The 26,329-nt window shown below is 41.0% G+C and carries 17 protein-coding genes; 10 read left to right on the top strand and 7 right to left on the bottom strand.

The window, feature by feature from the left end; translation table 11 throughout:
- Positions 1-2: 2 nt before the first annotated feature.
- The 3 genes from PSM_RS15565 to PSM_RS15575 all read right to left on the bottom strand — a co-directional run bounded on the left by PSM_RS15565 (position 3) and on the right by PSM_RS15575 (position 5,200).
- Positions 3-3,653, bottom strand: a complete 3,651-nt coding sequence (locus tag PSM_RS15565; protein ID WP_013462816.1) for an AAA family ATPase — start codon at positions 3,651-3,653, stop codon at positions 3-5.
- Positions 3,650-4,897 carry an exonuclease SbcCD subunit D gene (locus PSM_RS15570; RefSeq protein WP_013462817.1) on the bottom strand — a complete coding sequence of 416 codons (1,248 nt, stop codon included), beginning with the start codon at positions 4,895-4,897 and terminating at the stop codon, positions 3,650-3,652. The genes PSM_RS15565 and PSM_RS15570 overlap by 4 nt, the downstream gene beginning before the upstream one ends.
- A 66-nt stretch (positions 4,898-4,963) precedes the next feature.
- Positions 4,964-5,200 (bottom strand): hypothetical protein, encoded by a 237-nt coding sequence (locus PSM_RS15575; protein ID WP_013462818.1) that lies wholly within the window; start codon positions 5,198-5,200, stop codon positions 4,964-4,966.
- Positions 5,201-5,894: 694 nt separating this feature from the next.
- Between PSM_RS15575 and PSM_RS15580 the strand changes: the two genes are divergently transcribed.
- The 4 genes from PSM_RS15580 (at position 5,895) to PSM_RS15595 (ending at position 10,584) form a co-directional block, all read left to right on the top strand.
- On the top strand, positions 5,895-8,339 hold the full coding sequence (locus PSM_RS15580; protein WP_013462821.1) for a M1 family metallopeptidase: 2,445 nt from the start codon (positions 5,895-5,897) through the stop codon (positions 8,337-8,339).
- A 2-nt stretch (positions 8,340-8,341) separates the two neighbouring features.
- Positions 8,342-8,836 carry a DUF6702 family protein gene (locus PSM_RS15585; protein WP_013462822.1) on the top strand — a complete coding sequence of 165 codons (495 nt, stop codon included), beginning with the start codon at positions 8,342-8,344 and terminating at the stop codon, positions 8,834-8,836.
- Positions 8,837-9,087: 251 nt separating this feature from the next.
- A complete protein-coding gene (locus PSM_RS15590; protein WP_013462823.1) occupies positions 9,088-9,705 on the top strand; it encodes an HAD family hydrolase in 618 nt (205 codons plus the stop codon).
- A 153-nt stretch (positions 9,706-9,858) separates the two neighbouring features.
- The gene (locus tag PSM_RS15595; RefSeq protein ID WP_013462824.1) at positions 9,859-10,584 is read left to right on the top strand and encodes a YebC/PmpR family DNA-binding transcriptional regulator; all 726 of its coding nucleotides are present in this window, start codon (positions 9,859-9,861) and stop codon (positions 10,582-10,584) included.
- 668 nt (positions 10,585-11,252) lie between these two features.
- Here PSM_RS15595 and PSM_RS15600 read toward each other — a convergent pair.
- Positions 11,253-13,430 carry a malate synthase G gene (locus PSM_RS15600; protein WP_013462826.1) on the bottom strand — a complete coding sequence of 726 codons (2,178 nt, stop codon included), beginning with the start codon at positions 13,428-13,430 and terminating at the stop codon, positions 11,253-11,255.
- Between the two features lie 239 nt (positions 13,431-13,669).
- Between PSM_RS15600 and PSM_RS15605 the strand changes: the two genes are divergently transcribed.
- The gene (locus PSM_RS15605; RefSeq protein WP_013462827.1) at positions 13,670-15,271 is read left to right on the top strand and encodes an isocitrate lyase; all 1,602 of its coding nucleotides are present in this window, start codon (positions 13,670-13,672) and stop codon (positions 15,269-15,271) included.
- 695 nt (positions 15,272-15,966) lie between these two features.
- Here the strand turns inward: PSM_RS15605 and PSM_RS15610 are convergent.
- From PSM_RS15610 to PSM_RS15620, 3 genes are all read right to left on the bottom strand, one after another.
- Entirely contained in the window at positions 15,967-17,985 is a 2,019-nt protein-coding gene (locus tag PSM_RS15610; RefSeq protein WP_013462828.1) for a S9 family peptidase, read from the bottom strand.
- A 154-nt stretch (positions 17,986-18,139) separates the two neighbouring features.
- The gene (locus tag PSM_RS15615) at positions 18,140-18,874 is read right to left on the bottom strand and encodes a 5-oxoprolinase subunit PxpA (RefSeq protein ID WP_013462829.1); all 735 of its coding nucleotides are present in this window, start codon (positions 18,872-18,874) and stop codon (positions 18,140-18,142) included.
- Between the two features lies 1 nt (position 18,875).
- Positions 18,876-20,687, bottom strand: a complete 1,812-nt coding sequence (locus tag PSM_RS15620) for a glycoside hydrolase family 3 protein (protein ID WP_013462830.1) — start codon at positions 20,685-20,687, stop codon at positions 18,876-18,878.
- A gap of 303 nt (positions 20,688-20,990) precedes the next feature.
- Between PSM_RS15620 and PSM_RS15625 the strand changes: the two genes are divergently transcribed.
- From PSM_RS15625 to PSM_RS15645, 5 genes are all read left to right on the top strand, one after another.
- Positions 20,991-22,511 (top strand): sensor domain-containing diguanylate cyclase, encoded by a 1,521-nt coding sequence (locus PSM_RS15625; protein ID WP_013462832.1) that lies wholly within the window; start codon positions 20,991-20,993, stop codon positions 22,509-22,511.
- Between the two features lie 87 nt (positions 22,512-22,598).
- On the top strand, positions 22,599-23,255 hold the full coding sequence (locus tag PSM_RS15630; RefSeq protein ID WP_013462833.1) for a thermostable hemolysin: 657 nt from the start codon (positions 22,599-22,601) through the stop codon (positions 23,253-23,255).
- A complete protein-coding gene (locus tag PSM_RS15635) occupies positions 23,252-24,730 on the top strand; it encodes an AMP-binding protein (RefSeq protein WP_041695980.1) in 1,479 nt (492 codons plus the stop codon). Before PSM_RS15630 ends, PSM_RS15635 begins: the two co-directional genes overlap by 4 nt.
- Positions 24,723-25,412 (top strand): TenA family transcriptional regulator, encoded by a 690-nt coding sequence (locus tag PSM_RS15640; protein ID WP_013462835.1) that lies wholly within the window; start codon positions 24,723-24,725, stop codon positions 25,410-25,412. Before PSM_RS15635 ends, PSM_RS15640 begins: the two co-directional genes overlap by 8 nt.
- Positions 25,409-26,179, top strand: coding sequence for an SDR family oxidoreductase (locus tag PSM_RS15645; protein WP_013462836.1), 771 nt, complete (start codon positions 25,409-25,411; stop codon positions 26,177-26,179). The genes PSM_RS15640 and PSM_RS15645 overlap by 4 nt, the downstream gene beginning before the upstream one ends.
- Positions 26,180-26,329 lie beyond the last annotated feature (150 nt).

The raw sequence follows: 26,329 nt of genomic DNA on the forward strand, positions 1-26,329 counted from the left end.
CCTTAAATTACGTTTATGGTGGAGTATCCACCCGGTTTTTTAGCGACATGAATTTGCGTAGCAACGCGTTCGCTCATTTCACTTACATGTGAAATTACACCGACCTTTCTACCTTGCGCTTGCAATGAATCTAGCGCGTCCATGGCAATACTGAGTGTTTCACTATCTAGTGTTCCAAAGCCCTCGTCAACAAATAACGAGTTAATTTGCACTTTGTTCGAAGATAGTGAGGCAAGTCCCAGTGCTAATGCCAACGACACTAAAAACGATTCACCGCCAGATAGTGTATTGACCGATCGTTGTTCATCGGCCATATCGCGGTCGATAATGGCTATATCAAGTGACTCAGCAATTGCAGTGAGCTCATAACGCTTGTTAAGGGTTTTTAAATGGCTATTAGCATAATGCAGCAATATTTTGAGTGTTTGTGTTTGCGCTAAATTACGCATTGTTTTACCTGTGGCATCACCTAGTACTTTATTAAGTAAATGCCATTGGTCAACCTGTTGCTTGAGCTGGCTCAGTTCAGCTTGTTTGCCCTCAAGCGCTTTTGCATTTTGGTTGTGCTGCTCAATCGCGGTGTTGATGGTGAGTAAGCTATTTTGCAATTGTGTTTGCTGGGTATTTAAGTGGTTTTGTTGCTCAATTAGCTGTGCTTCGCTTTGCGTTGGCTGATTATTTTGTTGATGCTGTTCATTAGCTTGTTGCTGTTGCTTTAACGCGGCACTGGCATCAACGACTGCTTGCGATAGTTGCTCGCCTTGTTTTAACTGAGTTTTAATATCGTCGTTGCTGATAGTTAGTAAAAATGTGACTTGCTCATGACTGATATCGCCATGAAGGATGTTAAATTCTTTAAACCAGTCGTTGTAACGCGTTTCAAGCATCACTAACTCTTGGTGGTTATCTGCCAGACGATGCTCAAGGTTTTTAAGCGTGATGGCGTGTTCATCGCGCTGTTTTACGGCGCTGTCGTGTGCTTGTTGGCTGGCACTTAATTGGTTTTGGCAGTGCTCTAGCTGTGCTGACAGTTTAGCTTGGTAGTCATCGGCGCTAATAGTTTGGTTATCAAATAAGGCTAAGCGCTGTTGCTGCGTATTATTGTGCTGTTGCTGTGTTTGAGTTAATTCTTCATTGAGCGTGTTAACTCGCTGCTCTGCTTTGGTTATAAGCGGTGTTAGTTGTTGTAACTGTACATTGGCGCTGTCGAATTGTTTTTGACTTTGCTCAAGCTGTGCTTGGATTTGCTGATATTGTTCTACCTGCTGAGCTAAATCGCTAAGCGGTAACGATCCTGCTTGCAATGCGTGCCAAAAATCACTGTATTCAAAATGTAAATTGAGCTCATTTATAAGCGCTTCGCTTTGAGTTGCTAGTTCATCGCATTTGTTATTAAGCTGAGATTGCTGATTGCTCAGCTCAACATGTTGTGTGTTTAATTGTTGTTGTGTCGCTTGTTCTTTTTTAACTGTGCTTTGCAGCTGGTTAACAGTTTCTTGCAAATTACTGAGCTGTTTTTGCGCCGAAAAATACTGTGTTTTTTGTTCACTTAATTGCTTATAAGTTTCATCAAGCTGCTCAACTGTTAACTCATTAAGCTCGGTTTTAGCCGCTTGCATGGTATTTTTAATTTCCAGCATTTTGGCTTGTGCATCACTAATGGCTTGGTTGTGCTGAGTATGCTCTGCCACCAAAACCGCGTGTTGTGTTTGGTGCTGATGAAGCTGTGTTTGAGCATCTTGGTGTTGCTGCTTTTCGTTATTATATGCATTTTCAAAGTCGGTTATTAGGTTTGTAAAAGGTTGGCTTTGATTGCTCGCGAACGGGTGCTCTGTAGCCCCACAAACGGCACACGACTCATTTGGAACCAGTTGTGCGCGTAAATGCTCAACATGCTCACTGGCACGAAGCCTCGCTTGATTAAGCGCTTGCTCTGCGTGTTTAAGTGCCTGCTCTTTGCTGGTTAAATGCGTAAGCAGCGTAGTTTTAGTGTGTTCACTGTGGCTGAGCTTTTCTGCCACATCACGTTGCTGTTGCACCGTGTGTTTTAATTCTTGGTTAAACTGCTTATAGCGTGTGCGCTGATCTTTTAAATAATCAATGTTTTTAAGCTTAATGTCGCATTGTTCAATGTTAAATTGAGCGTGCTGCTGGTTTAGCTTATTTAGGCTTTGCTGCTGCGTTGTAAGCGTTTGCTCTGCTTGTTCGAGTTGTTTATTTTGCTCGCTAAGTTTTGCTGTGAGTATTGTTTGTTGCTCTGCGTGAGCCTGAGCTTGCTGCTGGGTTGTTTTTAGTTGTGTCTGAGTATTAAAAAACTGCTTAAAACTATGATGAAAATAGTTCCAATCAGTTGCCAATGGCTTTAATTGACTCTGCTCGTTCAACCAGTGCTGATGCCCTGTGATTTGAGTTGTGGCTTGCTCTGCACTTATTTTGTTTTGTTGTAGCTGCTGTTGTAAATCACTTAATTGTTGCTGCTCTTTGGCGCTTTGTTGAGTCAGACTTTTTATAGTTTGGTTATATATTGCTAATTGGCTGTCGAGCTCTCGCGCTTTTGCAATCAGAGGCTCTGCCGTTAGCTTTTGTTGTTTTGCTGTATCTAATTCGTTTTGCTGTTTTTTAACGTTACTGGCTTGCTCGGTGATCAGCGCGTTGTGATCAAGCTCGTTTAATTGTTTTATTTGTGTATTTAACTGGCTATTTTGCGCTGTTAAGCTTTCACAGCGCTGGCGGTTATCTTTAATTTCAAGCGCACTTTGCGCTTGTTTTGCTTGCTCAGTTTGCGCTTTAACAGCATTGAGTGCGGCATGTGCTTGTTGCTCGTTTTGCTGAGCATTTTTTAATGTCAGCTCTAAGCTATGTGCTTGCTTATACCAATTAACGCCTTGCTCTGTCGTTGCTAAAGTTGTTTTAGTGTGTTCAATTTGTTGTTTTAAATCAGCCAGCGTTTGTTGTTTTTCACTCAGCTCATCGTCAGACAATAACGTATAACTGGCTAAACTTGCCGTTAGTAATTCAAATTTATCTTTAATAGCTTTGTTGCGCTCAAATATACGCTGCCCTATTCGACTAAATTTATCGGTGCCAGTCAGGCACTCTAAAAGCTGCGCGCGCTCATCGCCAGTGGCTTTTAAAAAGGCGGCAAACTCATGTTGTGCTAGTAACACCGCACGCGAGAACTGCTCAAAGGTCAAACCTATTTTATTTTCTATGGCTTTTAAGGTGCCACTTTTGTCAGCAATTAAGGTTTCATCGGGTAGGCTATGTAAAGTATGTTCGGCCACTTTAAGTTTGCCGGTTACTTTTTTATGCGTACGTTGAATACTATAACGTGCTCTGTAAAGCTGTTGGTCTTGGCCACTAAAATCTACTTCGGCGTACCCTTCCCATTTGCCACGGCGCAATAAATTGCGGGCATCGTTAAGCTTAATGTTATCGCCATTAAAATCAATTAGGTTACCTTTATCGCCTTTCAAACGCGCAGTTTTAGTATAAAGTGCTAAGCAGATAGCATCGAGTACGGTGCTTTTTCCTGCGCCGGTGTCACCTGTAATGGCAAAGAGGCCTGCGTCTTTGAGTGGTGAGGCTAAAAAGTCGATTTCGGCATCGGCAATAGAGGCTAAATTATGAATACGAACAGCCGTTATTTTCATAGCAGTTGCTCCTGTTCAAGTTCTTCAATTACGTCGGTTAACAGTGCTTTTAATTCATTGGGCACGGTTGCTGCGGCCATATCTTTATCATTATTAAATGCTTGTTCGAGTAAGCTAATTGGGTTGAGCATTTCAACAAAGCTTAAATCTTCAAATACCGTTTCTGAGGAATTACTCATTTGCTGGTCACGAACTCGCTCTATGCCACAAAAATTAACCTGTTTTCCTTTAAGTGCTTGCTCAATTTGTTCTCGAAAGGTGGTATCGATATCACTTGATTTAAGTTTTACTCGTAAGTAAGGAGCAATGTCGTATTGCTCTGTATCGAGTGCTTTTATTTGCTCACACAGCTGCGCTAAAGGCACACACTCTCCTTCAGGAAGTACAATGACTTCTGCTAAGCGCGGAATGTAAAGGGGGTTTACAGCGGTGTTTAACGGTTGGTTTTTTTGCTCGCTAAATTCAACCACATTTACTTGATGGGTATACTTTCTTTCTGAAAACGACATTGGAATAGGTGTGCCGCTGTAACGTATTTGCTCATTTTTAGCCACTAGTTGTGCTTTATGTAAGTGGCCTAGTGCGACGTAATTGGCTTGCTTACCAAATACCGACGCTGAAATAGCTTCTTCACCGCCAATGACCAAATTACGTTCAGAGTCACCGGAAATATTACCGCCTTTTGCATGCAAATGACCCATAACAATTAAAGGCGTATTTTCAGCGTTAAGTGTTAGCGCATGTTCAAGAGCAAGTTCATAGGCTTTTGCAACGCCCTGTGCGTAACTGGGGCCATTTTCGGTTTGGCTAAGCGTGCTTATGTCACTGGTGCGTAAAAAAGGCATAGCGAGTACCACAGCGCGTTTATCATCGTTATTAATCGTTATTACAACGTCACTGGGTTTAGCAGGATCAAACCGCCCTACCACATGAGTATCAAACTGGGCTAATAAGGGCTGTGCAGCCAAAATACGATTAGCGGAGTCATGATTACCCGCAATAATAACAACGTGTAATTGTGGGCACTGGGCTTTGGCGTTTTTTATAAATTGATAGAGTTGGTTTTCGGCGTTAGCACTCGGTGTGGCAGTATGATAAATGTCACCTGCAACAAGCAATAAATCGATTTGTTGGTTAACGAGGGTGGTTAACAGCCAAGAGAAAAAAGCATGGTGTTCATGACGGCGATCATGTTCATAAAATTGCTGACCTAGGTGCCAGTCTGAAGTGTGAAGAACTTTCATTTTGCGCTCTTAAAAAACCATAAGAGCGCCAATATACCCAAGGCAATTAAAGATGCAAGTATCGCTTTAGGTTAAAGTATACCAAGCTATAAAAATAACGGGCAAAGCAGCGAGCGCGATTGTTAAAGGCCACTTTAATGCTTTGGCTTTTTTAGCTTGTAATACTTGCAGTGCATTAGTTTCATTACAAGCAGCGACTTTATCAATATACAGATAACCCGAGTTTATATACTGCTTACAATTTTGCACGTCTGCTGGTATTGCAATTAGTTTTTGCTGCTTTTTTAGGACATAAAAATCCATAAACTCACCACACTTGTTACGACTAGTTAGAACAAAAAATATTTGAGAGAAACGCTAAAAAAATGCTCTCAAATTAAAAAAGTGGGCGATTCTAATTACAAACCATAGTAAAGATCAACCTAAAACTGCGTTATTTAGCTTTTTTAATGAAAATAGCTGTGTTTTTTGCTTTTATCTCTACTTTTAATAGGGTCTGATGATCTTTGCGGATTAATATTTGTTCAAACTAGGTGCGGTTTAATCGCGGCGCGAGGTTTGTAACCTAGTGGGCTAAGTCAAAACCGAGTAACAAAGAGTAGATCGCCCCTAGGCAGAACCCTTCGGGCAGCGCCTGTTTGTTATTGATGCTGCGTTATCGCCTATTTATGGGGAACAACCACACCACATAGGCTCCGCCTTGCCTAAATACCAAACAATCTGCTGCAAATTTAATCTTGAAAGGTCAACAAACCCTAATAGCCAGTGTGTTTTGTAAACCCCCTTTACAGTTTTGTTTAGCGTATTAATTGCTTTTGTTTTTTTATTCAATTTCTGACGAAATGTCCGTTCTTTTTTATTGTATAAAACGCTATTTATTGTATTTACAAAAAGGTGGGGAATATCACCCTATAAAAGCAGGGTTTTATCGCTATTTTATTGAAGCTAAGCTGTAAATTTGTCACAGTAGCGTTACTAAAATCGATCAGGATTAACAATGAAGAAAAATTTATTTACACTCAGTGCGTTTGTATTGCCTTTGGCAATGGCAAGCACTGTGCTTGCCTCATCTGTTGAGCAAACTAAAGGCAGCTATGTTGATAAGTTTCGTCAACTAGATGAAGCTTTACCTACGCCTAACGTTTACCGCAGTGCAGCTGGTGCCCCTGCTGAAAATTATTGGCAACAACGCGTTGATTACGATATTGATGTAAAGCTTGATGAGCTAAAGCGTCGCTTAACGGGGAGTCAAACAATTGAATATAAAAATAACTCTCCGCATACATTAAAGTATTTATGGCTTCAGCTTGATCAAAATATTTTTAAAAATGACTCAATTGCAGAAACCACGCAAACATTTAAAAGTACCCTACAAAACGAACCAGATGCAAAACCAGCTAAGTTAAGCTTAGGTGATTTACGTCGTCAGCAATTTATGGACGATAATGAACTGGGTTACACCATCAGCAATGTTAAAGATGAAGATGGTAAAGCGCTGCGCGTGACTGTGGTTGATACCTTAATGCGCATTGATTTAAATACGCCACTTAAACCCGGTAAAGATGTTGAGTTTAGTATGGACTTTGCGTTTAACCTCGTTGAAGAAGACGCGGTAGGCGCACGTGCAGGTTACGAGCATTTTGAAGAAGACGGTAACGATATTTTCTTAGTTGCACAGTGGTTTCCTCGCTTAGCGGCTTACACCGATTACGAAGCATGGACAAACAAACCGTTTTTAGGCAGTGGTGAGTTCACTTTAGAGTTTGGTGACTACGATGTTGAAATTACGGTTCCTGCGGATCATATTGTATCGGCAACTGGTAAGCTTGATAACCCAAGCTCGGTATTGACCAGCACTCAGCGCAAGCGTTTAAAAGAAGCTGAAACAGCAAAACGCCCTGTGTTTGTTGTTACCGAAGAAGAAGCGCTCGAAAACGAAAAAGCCGGTACAGACAAAACAAAAACATGGCATTTTAAAGCAGAAAATGTTCGTGACTTTGCTTGGGCATCATCACGTAAATTTATGTGGGATGCTAAAGGTTACCAGCAAGGTGGTGATGAACAACCACTCGTTATGGCGATGTCGTTCTTCCCTAAAGAAGGTGGCGACTTATGGAAGAAATACTCAACTGAAGCGGTTGTACACACGATGGAAGTGTATTCACAGTATTCATTTGATTACCCATACCCAACTGCGCAGTCAGTTAATGGCCCTGTAGGGGGGATGGAATACCCAATGATCACTTTTAATGGCCCACGTACAGATTTACAAGACGATGGTACACGCACTTACTCTCAAGCAGAAAAGCGCTTTTTAATTGGTGTTGTTATTCATGAAGTGGGTCATATCTACTTTCCAATGATTGTAAACTCAGATGAGCGCCAATGGACTTGGATGGATGAAGGTTTAAATAGCTTTTTAGACGGTGTTGCTGGGCGTGAATGGGATCCAACCATTCCATGGGGCGTTGAACCACGTGACATTGTTGCTTACATGAAGTCAGAGACTCAAGTGCCTATCATGACGCAATCAGACAGCGTGCTACGTTTAGGCCCTAACGCCTACACTAAACCAGCTGCGGCATTAAATATTTTACGTGAAGTGATTTTAGGGCGTGAATTATTTGATTTTGCCTTTAAAGAGTACGCTCAGCGCTGGAAGTATAAACGCCCTACTCCCGCTGATTTTTTCCGTACTATGGAAGAAGCCTCAGGTGTTGATTTAGATTGGTTTTGGCGTGGTTGGTTCTACACCACAGACCATGTTGATATCTCGCTTGATAAAGTATATCAATTACGTTTAGACACTAAAAATCCAGATATCGACTTTAAACGTTTACGTGATATTGAAGCTGATAAGCCAAGTTCATTATTTGTTGAGCGTAATCGCGCTGAAGGTAAAAAAACGTGGGTTGAACAAAATCCAGATGTGACAGACTTTTATGACGAAAACGACCGCTTTACCGTTACAAACAAAGAGCGTAATACGTACAACAAGTTTTTAAAAGGCTTAAAGCCGTGGGAGCGTAAAACACTTGATCGCGCGCTTGAAGAAGACAAAAACTACTACGTGATGGAGTTTTCAAACCTCGGTGGCTTAGTGATGCCAATTCTTTTAGAGCTAACGTATGAAGATGGCACTAAAGAGGAACGTTATATTCCTGCAGAAATTTGGCGTCGTAATCACAAAAACGTACAAAAGCTGATTATTACCGACAAAAACAAACCGCTTACCTCAGTAACGGTTGATCCAGGCTGGGAAACAGCGGATGTTGATGTAGAAAATAACCACTACCCACGTCGTATTATTCCTTCGCGTATTGAAGTGTATAAACGTGAAAAGAGTAAGGCAAAAGTAAGCCGCGATATTATGCAAGATATCAAAACAGAGCTGAAAAAAGACGAGCCAAAAGACGAAAAAAATAACGACGAGGATCAATAATAATGCGTTTTTTGCTTATTATTGTTTGTTTTTTAATTGCTGCGCCAAGTATGGCGCATCAATTAAAATCATCCGTTACAACGGTGTTATTTAATCAGCGTACGCACAATATTGAATTGATGCATCGTTTTTATTTACATGACACAGAGCATGCTGTTGGTAACTTGTTTCAAGGCAAAGTGGATATTATGAGTAACAAGCGTGACCAAAAACGCTTTGCCAAGTATGTTGAATCTCATGTTGCCTTACAAACCTTGAGCGGTGAGCCCCTCACCCTTAATTATGTAGGTGCACAAGTGGATGGTAAGTTTTTTTGGGTGTACCAAGAAGCTGCTATTCCCGATGAGATTGAGGGCATTAGAATGAGTCATGGTGCACTGCGTGATTTGTGGCCTGCACAAGTGAATATGGTGAATGTTGAAGGGCGAGGACAGATAAAAACCTTAAACTTTAGCCAAGCCGATACCTGGCTTGAAGCGAAATTTGAGCCGAAATAACCACTATTATTGCGCACCTTTAGAGGGTGCGCACTTTCCTTTATAGCTGATCGAGTTAATTAATTGCATCGTAAAGTCTTTACTATACCAGTTATACAAACCCAAACTATTACGTTATCAAATGAGCTATAATTAAATTTCAATGGACTGAGCTGTTTTTTATATGTTTATTGATATACTTTTTATTAAAGGTTTAGATAACCTAAGCCAAACCTAGCATACTGAGCTAATTATTTAGCGCAAGGAATGAAATGAAAACGCAAATTGAGGCAATCAAAGGTGTTATTTTTGATTTAGACGGAACTTTAGTATCTTCAGAATTAAACTTTTCATTGATAAAAGCCCAAGTAGGTTGCCCTGCAGAGCAAGACTTACTCGATTACATAGAACAACTGCCTTCCCCCTATATGCGTGAAGAAGCAATGAATATAGTGCATCAGCATGAGTTGTTAGATGCACAATCGGCTAAGCTTCTACCTGGCGTTGTAGAGGCTGTTAAAGCGCTACAAGCTAAAAACATACCTATGGCCATTGTTACACGTAATTTTGATAAGGCGGCGACATTAAAGTTACAGAATAACCCGCTACCAATAGAAACAGTACTCACCCGAACAGACGCACCAGCAAAACCCGATCCGAGCGCTTTATTAACGGTTGCAACTCAATGGGAAATGCCGGTTGATAATGTGATTTATGTTGGTGATTATTTATACGACATACAAGCGGCGCACAATGCTAATATGCGTGCCTGTTTGTATGCACCTGATGTGACCCCCGGGTATGCCGAACAAGCCGATTTTGTTATTCATGCATTTGATGAGTTGGTGTCATTAATTGACAATTACGCTGAAAAAGTTGAGTTATGTTAAATTGAGCTTCGTTTTATTTATTTAATGACATATGGGTATTATTTAAATTAATACCCAGCTGCTTTTGCACAGCATAGCATATTGAACCACTAGCCCAATACGGTTTGAATTGGTAAAATATCGCAAACCAAATGTATTCAATAGAGGCACAAGATGGGCAGAGCATTTGAAGTCCGCAAAAGTTCGATGGCTAAAACAGCCAACGCAAAAACTAAAGTAAATTCGAAGTACGGTAAAGAAATTTACGTTGCAGCCAAAAGTGGTGAACCTGATCCCGATGTAAATCAAACATTGCGCCGCTTAATTGAAAAAGCAAAAAAAGACCAAGTTCCTGCGCACGTAATCGAAAAAGCAATTGAAAAAGCAGCCGGTGGGGCAGGGGAAGATTACTCTTCAGCCCGTTACGAGGGTTACGGCCCTGGTAATTGTATGGTGATTGTTGACTGTTTAACCGACAACCCAAATCGCACAATTAAAGATGTACGTTTACCGTTTACTAAAACAGATTCAAAAATAGGTACACCTGGGTGTGTTGCACATATGTTTGATCACCTTGCTGTTTTAGGATTTGCAGGCGATGACGACGAAGTTGTGTTAGAAGCCCTCATGATGGCTGACGTTGATGTAACCGATGTAGAAGCTGAAGATGGCAAAGTATCGGTGTTTGCACCGCATACTGAGTATTTTAAAGCTAAAACGGCACTGGAAGAGGCATTTGAAGGCATTAACTTTGAGGTTGATGAAATTACCTTTGTGCCACAAGTACATGTTGAAATCACTGATGAAGAAGTTATTGCCAACTTTGATAAATTTATCAATATGCTTGAAGATTGCGATGACGTACAAAATGTTTATCATAACGCGACTATTAAAAATTAATTCGTAGTGATTTGAATAGTGATTATTCACTAGCGTTATTAAAAATTAGCTTAGGGTCTGTTGACCTTTGCGGATTAAAATTTGTTCAAACTAGGGGCGGTTTAATCGCGGCGCGAGGTTTGTAACCTAGTGGGCTAAGTAAAAACCGAGCAAAGCTTCCGCGTCCTGCTCACGCCCCTTACCTACATCCATGTAGGCAACAAAGAGTAAATCGCCCCTAGGCAGAACCCAAAGGGCAGCGCCTGTTTGGCATTGATGCTGCGTTATCGCCTATTTATGGGGAATAACCACATTATACCCAAATTGCCTTAATATACAGAATTCAGCGTTTCACAGGGACTTAATATCAAGGCGTTCCCTTTGCAATAATGGTCCTCCCTTTTAAAAAGGAACAACGAAGGGAGTAAGTTCCTGTGAAACGCCCTACGGGTTGGTTTAAAAGCTATTTATGCTGCGTTATTGATTTTAACAAGGGAATAACCATTATTTTCAATCAATGCCTTGTCAAAATAGCTTTTAATTCCAACTGAAACTCGCAGATTAAGGTAATTTGGGTATAGATAGGCTCTGCCTTGCCTAAATACCAAACAGACTGCTGCAAATTTAACCTTGAAAGGTCAACAGACCCTAGTAAAGCTGATTTTTTTATTTTTAGGTTAAGTTTTAAGTTAGTGCTGTGCTTTATATTTCAAGCGGTAGCTGTGTAGTAGCGGCTCTGTGTAACCGCTCGGTTGACTAACCCCTTCAAATACCAGTGCTAAAGCAGCTTGATACGCAATACTTTTAGCTAATGTCTGCTCATTAGTTGCCATTGGCGTGTAAAGGCTGTCATGCTCGTTTTGGCCATCAACAACCTTAGCCATCTTTGCCATCACTTTTTGTACTTGCTCTTTGCTACATACACCATGATGTAGCCAGTTGGCGATATGTTGGCTTGAAATACGTAAGGTGGCTCTGTCTTCCATTAAACCAATATGATTAATGTCAGGCACTTTAGAGCAGCCTATTCCTTGGTCAATCCAACGTACTACGTAGCCTAAAATACCTTGCGCGTTGTTTTCAAGCTCGCTTTGAATATCTTCTTTTGATAGCGTTTCAGGGTTTGGCATGAGCGGCGGTGTAAGTAAGCTCTCTAGGCTTGCTATTTGACGCGTGGCAATGCTTTGCTGCAGGCTAAATACATCAACATCATGATAATGCATTGCGTGTAATGTGGCGGCAGTAGGGGAGGGCACCCAAGCGGTATTTGCGCCAGATTGAGGGTGCGCTATTTTTTGCTCCATCATCATCGCCATTTTATCTGGCATTGCCCACATACCTTTACCAATTTGCGCTTTATGGCTTAAGCCACAGGCTAGGCCAATATCAACGTTGCGATCTTCGTAAGCGCTGATCCAAGGCTGTGCTTTAATAGCCGCTTTCGGCAGCACAACACCCGCTTGCATTGAGGTATGAATTTCATCGCCAGTGCGGTCTAAAAAGCCAGTGTTAATAAACACAACACGCGCTTTTGCTGCATGAATACATGCTTTTAAGTTGGCTGATGTTCGACGTTCTTCATCCATAATACCCATTTTAAGGGTGTTTTTAGGCAAGCTCAGTGCCTCTTCAACCATACCAAATAAAGTATTAGCAAAGGCGACTTCATCAGGGCCATGCATTTTCGGTTTTACAATATTAATACTTTGCGCGGTTGAATTTTTAATCGTGTTTTTAGTGTTTAAATCGTGCAAAGCAGCTGTTGCGGTGAACATGGCATCCATAATGCCTTCAAACACATCATTGCCGCTTACATCGGTAATGGCTGGATTTGTCATTAAATGTCCCACGTTACGCACAAACATCATACTGCGCCCTTTGAGGGACAGTTTTTGGCCATCAAGACCTGTATATTGTCGGTCAGCTTGTAACGTGCGGTCGACCATTTTGTCGCCTTTTCTAAACGTTTCAACCAAGTTGCCTTGCATTAAACCAAGCCAGTTTTTGTAAACTTGTACTTTATCTTCTGCATCCACTGCGGCAACCGAGTCTTCACAGTCCATAATGGTTGTTAGTGCGGCTTCTAGCTCCACATCTTTTAACCCTGCTTTATCAGCTTGACCAATAGGGTGGTGATGGTCTATTTGCAGCTCAATATGCAATCCATTGTTTTTAAGTAAAATAACACTCGGGTTTTGTGCTTCACCTTGATAGCCAATCAGTTGCTCAGGGTTTTTAAGTGTGGTGTGCGAACTGTCGCGCAGGGTAATAGCAAGGGCGCCGTCAACAATAGAATAATTTGTACTTTCAATGTGCGAGCCATTTTCAAGCGGTAATGCTTTGTCTAAAAACTGCCTTGCGTAAGCCATTACTTTAAAGCCTCGAACAGGGTTGTATTGGCTGCCTTTTTCGGCGCCGTCGTCTTCGCTTAATACATCGGTTCCATATAAAGCATCGTACAACGACCCCCAACGTGCATTAGCTGCATTAAGCGCAAAGCGTGCATTACTAACCGGCACCACTAGTTGTGGCCCTGCAGTCAGCGCTATTTCTGGCTCTACATTTTGAGTTTCAATACTAAAGTTTTCAGGCTCATCAACTAGGTAGCCAATATCTTTTAAAAACGCTTGATACTGAGCTTGGTCAGCATTTTTATTTGCAAGGTGGTAGTCATCAATTTGCTTTTGTAGCTGTTCACGCTTAGCCAGTAGTGACTTGTTCAATGGTGTAAGTGTTTGCACTATGTTGGCAAAGCTTTTCCAAAACTGGTGTTCATCAAGATGGGTACCAGGTAATAATTGTTTTTTAACAAATTCAGCAAGTTGCTTATCAACGCTGAGTCCTGAATGGGTGAGAGTGTGGCTCATAATTAATATCCTTAAACGGTCCGACAGTGTGCAATTTTTTATATGCGTACACCTACCATATCGCAAAAAAGTGGCTTTGAATGCTTTTTAGTCATTCACTATATGTATAGCCGCAATAAAAACTATAAATTTACTAAATCTAAAAAATAAGCCTAATGTTTAATTAAGCGCTACAGAGCTAACGTGATGTAGTCACTCTCTCAACAATAAATATTAATACCCGTTCGAAGGACTTTATTATGACAACATATCAAGGCGAAACAGATACACTAGCAACATTATGCCAATCACAAGGCAGTGCATGGAAAACAATTAATCCTGAATACGCAACACGTATGCGTTTACAAAATCGTTTTCGCTCTGGTGTTGATATTGCACAATTTACAGCAGACATCATGCGTGAAGACATGGCTGCATACGATAAAGACACAAGCCAGTACACACAGTCTTTAGGTTGTTGGCATGGTTTTACTGCGCAACAAATGATGATGGCAATTAAGCGCCATCAAAAAACAACTAAGCGCAGTTACGTATACCTAAGCGGTTGGATGGTTGCAGCGCTTCGCTCTGAGTTTGGTCCTCTTCCAGATCAAAGTATGCATGAAAAAACATCAGTACCGGCACTTATCGAAGAAATCTATACCTTCTTAAAGCAAGCGGATGCACGTGAACTTGACCACTTATTTAATGAACTAGACGACGCAAAAGCAAACGGCGGCGACGTTCAAGCAGTACTTAACAAAATTGATAACTTTGAAACGCACGTTGTACCAATTATTGCTGACATTGATGCCGGTTTTGGTAACGAAGAAGCAACTTACCTACTAGCTAAAAAGATGATTGAAGCGGGTGCATGTGCTATCCAAATCGAAAACCAAGTATCAGATGCTAAGCAATGTGGTCACCAAGCAGGTAAAGTGACGGTTCCACATGAAGACTTTTTAGCAAAAATTAACGCAGTGCGTTACGCGTTCCTAGAGCTAGGTATTGATAACGGTATTATCGTTGCGCGTACCGATTCACTAGGTGCAAGCCTTACGCAAAAAGTACCGGTTTCAAAAAAACCAGGTGACTTAGCAAGCCAATACAATGCATTTTTAGAAACAACCCCAGTAAACAGTGTTGATGACTTAAATGAAGGCGAAACAGCAATGAAGCTTAATGGTCAGCTTTGTAAGCCAACACGCCTAGACAATGGTTTATACCAGTTCCGCGAAGGCACTGAAAAAGACCGTGTAGTACTAGATTGTGTAACGAGCCTACAGTCAGGTGCTGATTTACTGTGGATTGAAACAGAAAAACCACATGTAAAACAAATTGCTGAACTCGTTAATCGCGTAAAAGAGCAAGTACCAGATGCTAAATTAGTATACAACAACTCACCATCGTTCAACTGGACGCTGAAGTTCCGTGAGCAAGTATACCAAGAATGGCAGGAAGAAGGTCGTGACCTGAGCGCTTACCCAAGTCTTGATGATAACAAAGCGCTTATGGCTCCAGAAATGGATGCAACAGAGCTTGCAGCAGCCGCTGACTTATTAGTACAAAACTTCCAACGCGATGGTGCACGTGAAGCGGGTATTTTCCACCACCTAATCACGTTACCAACGTACCACACAGCAGCATTAAGCACAGATATTCTATCTGAAGGTTACTTTGGTGACTTAGGTATGCTGGCTTATGTACGTGATGTACAGCGTCAAGAAATCCGTCGTGAGCAAGCGTCTGTTAAACACCAAGACCTTGCAGGCTCAAACATTGGCGATACACACAAAGAGTACTTCTCAGGTGAGAATGCACTCAAAGCCGGTGGTGAAGCTAACACCATGAACCAATTTTAATTCAACTAGATAGTGTTACTTAAGGGCCGCAAGGCCCTTTTTTTATGCTTGCATAAAGGCAAAATTTAATAGATCAGTATTTTACTAGCCATTTGGTTAGTGAGATTTTTCAATGCAATGCAGGTTAAAAGTGTAAATAAAATTTAAAGGATGTTTATGCTCGGCTGGAGGGCTTTATGTTGATTACGCTTTGACACTGGTAAGCACAATAAATTACCCGCTTTTTACCACATATAGATCAGAGTTTAACTAACATACTGAAAGCAGATCACGATTTAACTAGCTAGTTAAAATACAGATCAGGTTTTAACTAACCATGATAAAAACAGCCATTCTCTTCATCATTAAGGGTAGATTTGCCTTTCTAATCCTCAATTTGAGCATTTAAATGCTTAATTTAAAGATTTTTAACTAGGGTTTAGAAAGTAATAAACCGATTTTTTACTAACTGCTGCAGCTTATAAAACCTTTTTTTACTAACTGAGGGCTTATAAACAGTGACTCAAACCGATTTTTTACTAACTCACAGCACTATTTCTTCTATAAACCGATTTTTTACCAACTCAGTCTGAAGCTAAGTCCGATATTTAGTTTGAGTATGTAAGGGGTTACTCACATTATTGCTGTAAAGGGGGTTTACACTTGTGAGCTTCGAGCAACGAGCTTATATAGCTCGTCACTCATAACTCTGCGTTTTATTTCGAATGCTTATCAAACCACCATTGAATATAAGCCACTTTGGTCATTAAGTTAGATGGACGGGCAGTAATACCATGTGAAGCGTTTGGAATACGCACCATCGCGGTATCAACCCCCTGCAATTTTAAGGCTTGATAAAACTGCTCTGTTTCTGAAATAGGCGTACGGTAGTCTGCTTCACCCGTGAGTAACATGGTCGGGGTTTTAACATTGCCAACATAACTGATTGGTGAGCGTTTCATGTAATGCTCAATATGATCCCATGGTTTACCTGGGAACCAATAGTCAGCAAAGAATGGATAAAAATCGGCAGTGAGTACAAAGCTGATCCAATTTATCACCGGTTTGGCAACCACGGCTGCAGCAAAACGATCTGTATGACCTACAATCCACGCTGTTAATACACCGCCGCCAGAGCCACCTGTTACAAATAACTTAGATTCATCAATAAACCCTTTTGCAATAAGCGCATCAACCCCAGTCATTAAATCATCGTAATCATTGCTTGGGTAATTATGATGAATGGTTTGCGCAAACTCTTTACCGTATGAATCACTACCACGTGGGTTCATGTATAAAACCACGTTCCCTTTAGCGGCAAATAGTTGTACTTCGGCACTAAAGTGCGGGCCATAATTAGCGACAGGGCCGCCATGAATCTCAAGCACTAGTGGGTATTTTTTTGATTTATCAAAACCCGGTGGGTAAGCAACCCAGCCTTGTATTGGCAGCTCATCGTGGCTTGATTTAAGCCATAATTCTTCAACCTTAGCGAGTTGCTTGGTTGCAAGTGCATCAGAATTTAAATCTGTTAAGCGCTGCGCTTTACCGCGCTTTATTGTGGCTACATCAGCAGGGCGCTGGGTATCGGCCAATGTAAATGCAACATGACCATTTTCACTAATATCGAAATCGCCACCGGAATAAGGGCGACCAAACGCAACACTGCCTATTTTTTCGGTAATCACTTTGCGTTTGCCACTTCGAGGTTGATAAGCCAGCGCAGTTTGCCCTTCATCGGCATAGCTAAAATAAAGCCCTTTTGAGTTCGCACTCCACTTAATTTGGCCAACACTTCTATCAAAATCGGTGGTTAGGCTTTGAGTATTCCCTGTTTTTAAATCGCGAATATAGAGTTGGGTGTTTTCGTAATTAGTACGCTTGTCGTCATACCCTGTATAGGCAAGGTATTTGCCATCAGGTGACACTTTAGGTTGTTGATCAGGCCCATTACGCTCAGTTAGAGGGAAAATGGCTAGCGAGTCTAAATCGAGTTGATATACCTCAGTGTTAGTGGGCTTCAATTCATTATTTTCATTGCGATTAGCAGAAAAATACAATGTTTTACCGTCTTTACTAAAGCTGACTTCCCCACCATTATTAAAATTATCGTTGGTGAGTTGTTGAGCATTACCGCCATTGGCATCAAGTGTAAATAATTGACTAAACCCTTTTTCAGTATAACCCCCTCCATCGGCACGATAATAAACATCGTCAATATATTTAGCAGGCTCTGCCCACGTGGCACCTTTTGGTTTTCCAGGTAAGCTGACAGGCGCAGACGCCGCCATTGGAACAAACATACTAAACACCAGCTGGTTTGAATCAGGAGTCCAAGTTAGTGAGCTTGGATTGCTAGTTAAATTACTAACCTTAGCGATAGCCCCTGTTTTTAACCATTTAATATATATTTGGTTGCTACCATTTCGGTTTGATATGAAAGCAAGTCGCTGTCCGTCAGGAGAGACTACTGGCGAGTAATCCATATATACACCAGAAGTTAATGGTTGTAGTTGCCCAGTGCTGTAATCAACAGACCAAATATTGCCTACTTTACGGTCGGTTTTAATATCCATGCGGTTGCGGACAAAATACACGGTTTTACCGTCTTCTGTTATGTCTATTTGGTTGGCATATTCAAGATTGAAAATATCTTGAAGTTGTAATGTATCGGTATTGGCAACAGCTAATTGACTGCTGCCCAGTATAAGACTCATAGCTAAAAGCGTTTTCATTATTTATCCCTGTTTTAAATCACTGCTCTATTTATAGGGTAGGAGAGGGATAATTAACAGTCAGATGCGACGAAGCCAGTATTTAAAACTACCAATGAATGAAGGTGATAAAAGAAAGTAAAAGCTGTAAAGGGGGTTTACAGCTTAGAGGAAGTTATACGCTTGCGCTGCAAAGAGCCTTTATGTCTTCAATAAGCGCAACACCTTGGGCGTTATCACCGTGCACACAAATACTATCGGCGTTAAGTTTTAACGATTTTCCTGACTGGGTAGTCACACTGTTACTAGTTAAAAGCTGTTTAACTTGTGCCAATAATGCTGCTTTATCATGCACACTGCCTGCTATATTTCTTGCTACGAGGTGCCCTTGAGCTGTATATAGCCTGTCTGCGAACGCTTCTAAAACAAGCGTTAGTCCAAGATGACGTGCCATTGTATGGTGGTGTTTAGCATCGGCCGTGGCCAGTATCATTAATTTTAGGTCAGCAGGGTAACTGGCAACCGCGCCCATCACAGCACTAAGTAGTGGCTGGTGTTTCATCATGTCGTTGTAAAGTGCCCCGTGGGGTTTAACATAGTTAAGGGTTAATCCTTGTGCCTTTGCCATACCATCAAGGGCAGCTATTTGGTAGTGTAAACACTGAGTGAGCTCGGCCACACTCAGGTTCATTGAGCGTCTGCCAAATCCTTGTTTATCGGGGTAGCTTGGGTGAGCGCCAATCATAACATTATGCTGTTTAGCGAGCTTAAGAGTATTGGCCATAACACTAGGATCGCCCGCATGAAAACCACAGGCAATGTTTGCCATATCAATATGCGGCATTACTTGATCATCAAGCCCCATTTTCCACGCGCCAAAGCTTTCACCTAAATCACAATTGAGTTTCATATTAGTGGCTCTTTGATTGTTTAATAGTTACCGGTAAGCTGCCTTTAGCAGGGGCTTGACCGAGTAATACTTTAGCAAGTGCTGTAAATGCAGGCCCAGATACTTGCTCGTTTTTGTCTACGTCAATATTATAAGCATATGAAGCTAATACTGCATCGGCAGAGTCGCCAAACTGCGCAATATCATAAGGAGCTCGCAAACTAATAAACACGGTGGGTATTTGTTGCTTGTTAGCCATTTTAAGTAATGATTCAAGTGCTTTAGGTTGCTCTGCGTTATTGAGGGCAAAGTCTGGGTTATCGGCTAAATCATCCATCCCGCCAATTTCCACCGCGCTTTGATTAGGCGTGGCATTTCCGGCAATAATAATATCAGCTTGGTTTATATTACGCTGAGCCTCAACAGGGTCAAAACCTTGTAAACTGCTACAGCTATAAACTAATGCGTGTGAGCTCAGTGCCATTATGGCTTGTTGTATGGCAATACATTTACGCGTATCGGGCATAATAATATGAATGTGTTGGCCAGCAGTAAGCTTAAGTGGCAAGGTGTTGTTGTTATTTTTTATTTGGGTGATCGCCGCTAATGCCAGTGACGCTTCTAATTCGCGATGTGCTTTATTACCAATAATGTGCTTAGCATTGGCTAATGCTTTAATGGGATCAGGAAAAGCGTTTAATTTAAATTTACTTTTAAGTGAGGTAATACGCTGTGCTGAATGCGCAATTTCCTGTGCGTTTAGTTGCTCTGATTTAACCGCACTGACTAATGACTCAATGAGAGCATCGAGCTTTTTAATGTCATCTGGCGTTCTAATCTCTATTGGCATAAGCGCAATATCAACCCCAGCGGCAAAGGTGTTTATAATTGCTTGAGTTGGACTAAAAAAGTGACTAATACCTGCCATATCAAGTGCATCGGTTACCACCACACCTTGATAGTTAAGTTCTTTACGTAGAATATCGGTCATGATTTTACGCGACATTGTCGCGGGCTTGATCATTTGTTTGCCATCAACATTAGTCAAGGTACTGCTATCAAGCTCAGGGTATTGAATATGCGCAGTCATTATCATGCCCGGACTATGCTGCTCAATAATGTGTTTAAAGGGCGCTAAATCTTGTGCGTAAATCACCTCTTTTGAATGCATCACTTTAGGCAAGCCGGTATGACTATCTACATTGGTGTCGCCATGCCCAGGAAAATGCTTTAGTGCGCTAATAATGCCATTTTTTTCAAATTCACTAACTTGTGCGGCACCTAATACTGCTACATCATTTGGGTTTTCACTAAAAGAGCGGACATTAATGACAGGATTGTCTGGGTTCATGTTTACATCAACGGTTGGCGCGTAATTTACATTAATCCCCAATGCTGAAAGCTCCGTGGCAAGAACATTCGCGGTTTGAGTTGCGAAATAAGTGCCATGCTCAGGGTAGGTGGCGCCAATTGACATATTACCAGTAAATGAAGTGGCAACATCACGTGGCAGTCGAGCTACGCGTCCACCTTCTTGGTCAATTGAAATAAAAAGCGGTAAGCCTGATTTAGAGTGAGACGCAGCTTGTTGCAGTTGCTGATTAAGGCTAATTATTTGTTCAATACTTTGGGTGTTTTCAGAAAATAAAATAACCCCGCCAATATCATAACGGCTAATCGCTTTGGTTAGTGTATCTGGTAACTCGGTTAATGCTGTTCTGCAGCGCTTACTGCTGCCTTGGTGACAAAAGTAGCGTAAATCGAGCATAAGTTTTTGCCCAAGTTGCTGTTCAAGCGACAGCGCAGAATCGGCAAAAGAAGATTTTATTGGCATGAAACATCCGATTAAAAAAAGAGAAGACGACAACAGGTACTTATTTAGCAACACACACCTCAAGGCTAAATAAAAATAAAGTGCATGCAGCTTAACTATTATTGAGCTTAACTGCAAAACCCGACATATATAATAAATGTCATTTTATTATTCCAAAAATAACAAAAATTAGGCTACTTAGTTTAATTTCTGTATTATATTTAGGATATATGTAGTACATAGCAGTCGTTTTTATTTGCTTAGGATGATAATAAGTTGCGTTTTCGATCACCATTTACTTTTAAACTTAGGCAATTAATTCTGTTGTTAGCTATCACTGCTACAGCCGCTATTTTGTTCAGTGGTTTATACATTAGTTACCAAGTACAAAAAGAACGGGTAATAGAAGATACTCTTAAAAGTAACCATGTATTTGCTAGTAAGCTTGCCTCGGCGACCGATCACTTTTTAGCAGCTGCGATGCAGCAACTTGAGTTTTCAGCCAAAATTATTGCTAAAGACATTACCAATACTGAGTTACTCCAAGCTGAAACCAACCGCCTTTTAAACCAAACACATAGCTTTAATTCGGTAGCAATTAACATGCAAGGTGTCGTTAAAGCGGCCTCACCTGTTTCATTAAATATTATTAATAAAACCGTTAATTCACCTCATTCTAAACAAGCCTTTAAACTACAGCGTCCATTGGTTAGTCGTCCTTATGTATCGCTTGCGAATAACTTAATTGTTGTACTTTCTTATCCTTTATTTGACGAGATTGGTAACTACTATGGCTATATTGGCGGTAGCTTTTATTTAGAACAACAGAGCATTTTAAACGCCTTATTAAAACAGCATAGTTACGATGGCGGGGCATACTTTTATGTGGTGGCTGATAATAAAACCTTACTTTATCATCCTGAGACTGAGCGGATTGGCGAACAAGTCATTAATAACCCAGTAATAGAGCGTGTTTTGCAAAGCGAAGATGGATACACCCGGGTTTTAAATAGCCAAGGCGTGTCTATGCTTGCTGGATATTCGCCCGTTAAACTTGCTAATTGGGGCGTAGTTGCCCAGCGTAGTGAGGTGGCAACACTTGCCACGTTAGATACTTTTCAAGGGCTGGTGCTTAAGCGAATGCTACCAATTGTATTAATTACTTTTGTATTGATTGGTGTGTTAGCGCATTTTATTGCTAAGCCCCTTAGGTTACTAGCTGACAGTGCAAATTTATCGACTGATCAACAAAACGTGGCGAATCTTAAAAGTATTAAATCTTGGTATTTTGAAAGTCAGCAACTTAAAGCAGCCATGTTAGAAGGAGTTAATATACTGCAGTCGAAAATGGGGCAATTACGCCAAGATGCACTCACCGATCCGCTAACTGGTGCGCATAATCGGCGAGGTTTGTATTTATTGTTAGATAAATTAATTCAAGAACAGATCCCCTTTGCGGTTCTAGAAATAGATATCGACTTTTTTAAACGGGTTAATGACACCTTTGGCCATGATGTGGGCGATGAGGTACTAAAAACTTTAACGTGTGTGATCAAGCAGGTATCTCGCAAAGATGATATTGTCGCGCGAACTGGTGGGGAGGAATTCTTACTTATATTACCGAACGAAAATAGCGATAGTGCGTTTGTTATTGCTGAGCGGTTACGTAATGAAGTGGCGAATACACCGATGGCCAAAGTTGGTTGTATAAATGTCTCCATCGGCATTGCTACATGGCCGCAGCACAGTGATGATATTGATCAAGTATACAAATGTGCCGACAAAGCGCTCTATCATGCAAAAGAAACGGGCCGTAATAAAACCGTTATTGCCAGTCTAAATTAAATTTTTTAAAAAATTAATTTACCTTAAGTTTTATTTAAGTTTCGCCTATTAAATTCTACCTATAGATTTAATACAGGCGATGCTTTTATGCAATTAGCTCAACAACAACAGTCAGCATCAACACTTTTTCAGTCGTTCACACAGTTTGTGAGCGCCAGAGAATGTGATGAACACCGTCAGCGCCTTGAAGATACAGTAAAACAAGGCTTTTTAGCTGCGTACAATGCCAGCCTAACTTCATTTATGCCATTACTCTGTCAGTATAAAACTCAGCAAGGGCATTGCACTTTAGGGCTTAGAAACGCCACTTCTCCTTTATTTATTGAACAATATTTAGCAGCGCCCATTGAGCAGTTTTTACCAATGGGCACACAGCGCAGTAGAGTGTTTGAGTTAGGTAATCTCTATTCAACACACAGAAAAGCCACGTTATCGCATTTTATTATTGTTAATGAAGCTTTAAGAGCTATTGGTGCTACTAATTTGGTTTTTTGTGCCACCAAACATGTACGCGCTTTATTGCGTTTATTAGGGGTAACGTGTAATGAAATTGCATTGGCTAACAGCAGTGTTGTTGAGCAACCAAAAAGCTGGGGAAGTTACTACGCGAACCAGCCTACAGTATGCATTGTTAATTTAGAGCAAGCACATCTACAAGTACTTAATACGCCAATGCTACTTGATATTAAACAACAAAATACACATGGCATTACGGCATTAATCAATGCGCTGGAGGCGGTATGAGTATGTTAAATAGCTTAAATGATTTAGCTATTCAGCCGGCGGTAGTTGCGCATTTTGCGAATCAAACACAACAGTTCACAGGCACTGAGCTGCTTCAAGAAATTAATAAAGTAGTGGAAATTTTTGCTAATTCAGATGCTGATGCAATTGCATTTCAACTTGATAACACACCTGCTTGGTTGGTACTTGATGCTGCGACCAGCGTTGCTAATAAAGTGGCTATACCGATCGCCCATTTTTTTAGTCAACAACAAACGCAATATGTGTTGGCACAGTGTGGTGCACAGCTGTTTATAAGTGATATGCCAAGGCTTTCTTTGGGTGCGCATACATTGTCTATTACTTTGTTTGATCATTACACCTTATATATTTATCAGCTCAACGTTAAAGAATCGATTAGTTACTTTGAGGGCACGCAAAAAATCACCTTCACGTCAGGCTCTACAGGCGAGCCAAAAGGGGTGTGTTTATCAACTCATAGCCAAATGCAAGTTGCACAATCGTTATGTGAGCAAATAGGTATAAGTAAACCAACTCACTTATGTTTACTGCCATTACCTGTATTACTGGAAAATATTGCAGGTATTTATGCACCATTATTAAGTGGCGGTTGTGTACATTTAATGCCGTTAAACGAATTGGGTTTTGTTGGTTCAGGGTTAAAAAATCCTGAAAAACTTATTAGTGCAATTGACAGTGTAAAACCTAACACCCTTATTTTAGTGCCTGAGTTATTAACGTGTTTAATTGCGTTTGCAAAACAAGGTTGGCAGCCGCCAAAGTCATTACAGTTTATTGCAGTTGGCGGAGCGCTCGTGAGTGATGCTTTAATTGCCACCGCCAGAGAGCTTAATTTACCTGTTTATCAGGGGTATGGATTATCAGAGGCGGCATCTGTCGTAAGTTTAAATACGCCCAAAAATGATGATTTAAAGAGTGCCGGCACTGTACTGCCGCACATACAAACCAAAATCGAAAAAGGCCAGTTGTACATAAAGGGTGAGCTATTTTTAGGGTATTTAAATCAAGCGCCGCATAACCCAAATAACTGGTATGCAACAGGCGATTTAGTGACCCAGCATGGCAATAAGCTCTTCATAAAAGGGCGACTTAAAAACCTGATTATTACCAGCATGGGCCGTAATGTCAGTGCTGAATGGCCTGAGTCATTAATATTGAGCCAAAGCGCGATTATACAAGCCGTTGTTTTTGGTGAAGGCAAACCTTTTTTAACCGCGATTATTTATGCAATCCCTGAGTTGAGTGAGCAACAACTCAGTGAGCATATGAAATTTATAAATCAACAGTTACCCGATTATGCACAAGTTAAAAAGTGGCATCGGTTAGCTCTGCCTTTAAGTGTTCAGCAAGGGTTACTAACGACCAATAATCGTCCTAAGCGCCAGGCTATTAGCCAGCAATTTAACCTTATTTTTGAACAATTTTACCGACTTGGAGAAGTGATCCATGACTGATTTTTTTAATACATTAAAAGCACAAACTCAAAACGAGCGTGAGTACTTATTAGCTGCGCCAATTATACAGCGCGTTTTTAAAGGCCAAGCATCACTTGAAGAGTATGCGTCATTTTTAGCGCAAGCCTACCATCATGTAAAACATACTGTGCCATTAATGATGTCGTTAGGTGCCCGTTTGACCGACGAACAAGAATGGTTACGTGAAGCCGTAGCCGAATACATTGAAGAGGAAATTGGCCATCAAGAATGGGTGCTTAACGATATTGCCGCGTGTGGTTTTGATAAAGAAAGTGTGCGCCATAGTAAGCCACAATTTGCTACCGAAATGATGGTCTCGTATGCGTATGACAGTATCGCTCGTAAAAATCCATTAAGCTTTTTTGGCATGGTTCATGTACTCGAAGGGACTTCAATTGCCCTGGCTGATGGCGCAGCTTCAAATATTGCTGATGCAGTTGGTTTACCTAAAAAAGCATTTAGCTATTTAACCTCTCATGGTGCGCTTGATATAGAGCACGTAAAGTTTTTTGAAAACTTGATGAACAAAATTACTAATGAGGCCGATCAGCAAGCTATTTTACATGGCGCAAAATGTTTTTATCGTTTGTACGGTGATATTTTTCGCGCTTTAGATGACGAGCCGTTCTTTAAAGCATTAGCACAAGAGCAACACGCATGAATACCGGCTTATGTGTGTTAACAGGAGCCACAGGGGGAATTGGCCAAGCGATTGCCAAAACACTGCACGCACAAGGTTGGCAATTACTATTAGTAGGGCGTAATGGCGATGCGCTAAATGCGCTAAGTAGCCAGTGCCCAGGTAGTATGACTTTTGTGGGAGATTTAACCGTTGCAGAAAACATGCTGGCATTGGCAATTAAAGCCAAAAAATTGGGCGGTGCTAAATTACTCATAAACAATGCAGGCATTAATGTTATGCAAAGCTTAAGTAGTTGTAGTAGTGAACAAATTGATAATCTACTGAGCACTAATTTAGCCGTCCCGATGAAACTATGCCAGCTGTTTTTAGAGCAGCTGCAAGCGAATAGAGGCACCATAGTTAATGTTGGGTCGTCTTTTGGCAGCATAGGTTACCCATATCAAACACTTTATTGTGCCAGTAAATTTGGTTTGCGTGGTTTTAGCGAAGCGTTATCACGAGAGCTTTCAGACACTGGCGTTAGAGTTACTTATTTGGCACCTAGAGCAACTGATACCGACATTAATGATGCTCAAACGCGAGCAATGAACAAAGCGCTTGGTAATCAAATGGACTCTCCGCAGTTGGTGGCTGATGAGTTAGTTGCGTTATTAAACTCAAATAAAACCAGACGATTTATTGGTTTTCCTGAGAAACTTTTTGCACGTATCAATGGCGTTTTTCCACGTATTGTAGATAACGCAATTGCTAAACAACTCCCTAAAATAAAAAGCTTTTTAGGTTAGTTGTTCACTAGGGTCTGTTGACCTTTGCGGATTGAAATTTGTTCAAACTAGGGGCGATTTAATCGCGGCGCGAGGTTTGTAACCTAGTGGGCTAAGTAAAAACCGAGCAACAAAGAGTAAATCGCCCCTAGGCAGAACCCTTCGGGCAGC

The organism is Pseudoalteromonas sp. SM9913 (assembly GCF_000184065.1).
Taxonomy (GTDB): domain Bacteria; phylum Pseudomonadota; class Gammaproteobacteria; order Enterobacterales; family Alteromonadaceae; genus Pseudoalteromonas; species Pseudoalteromonas tetraodonis.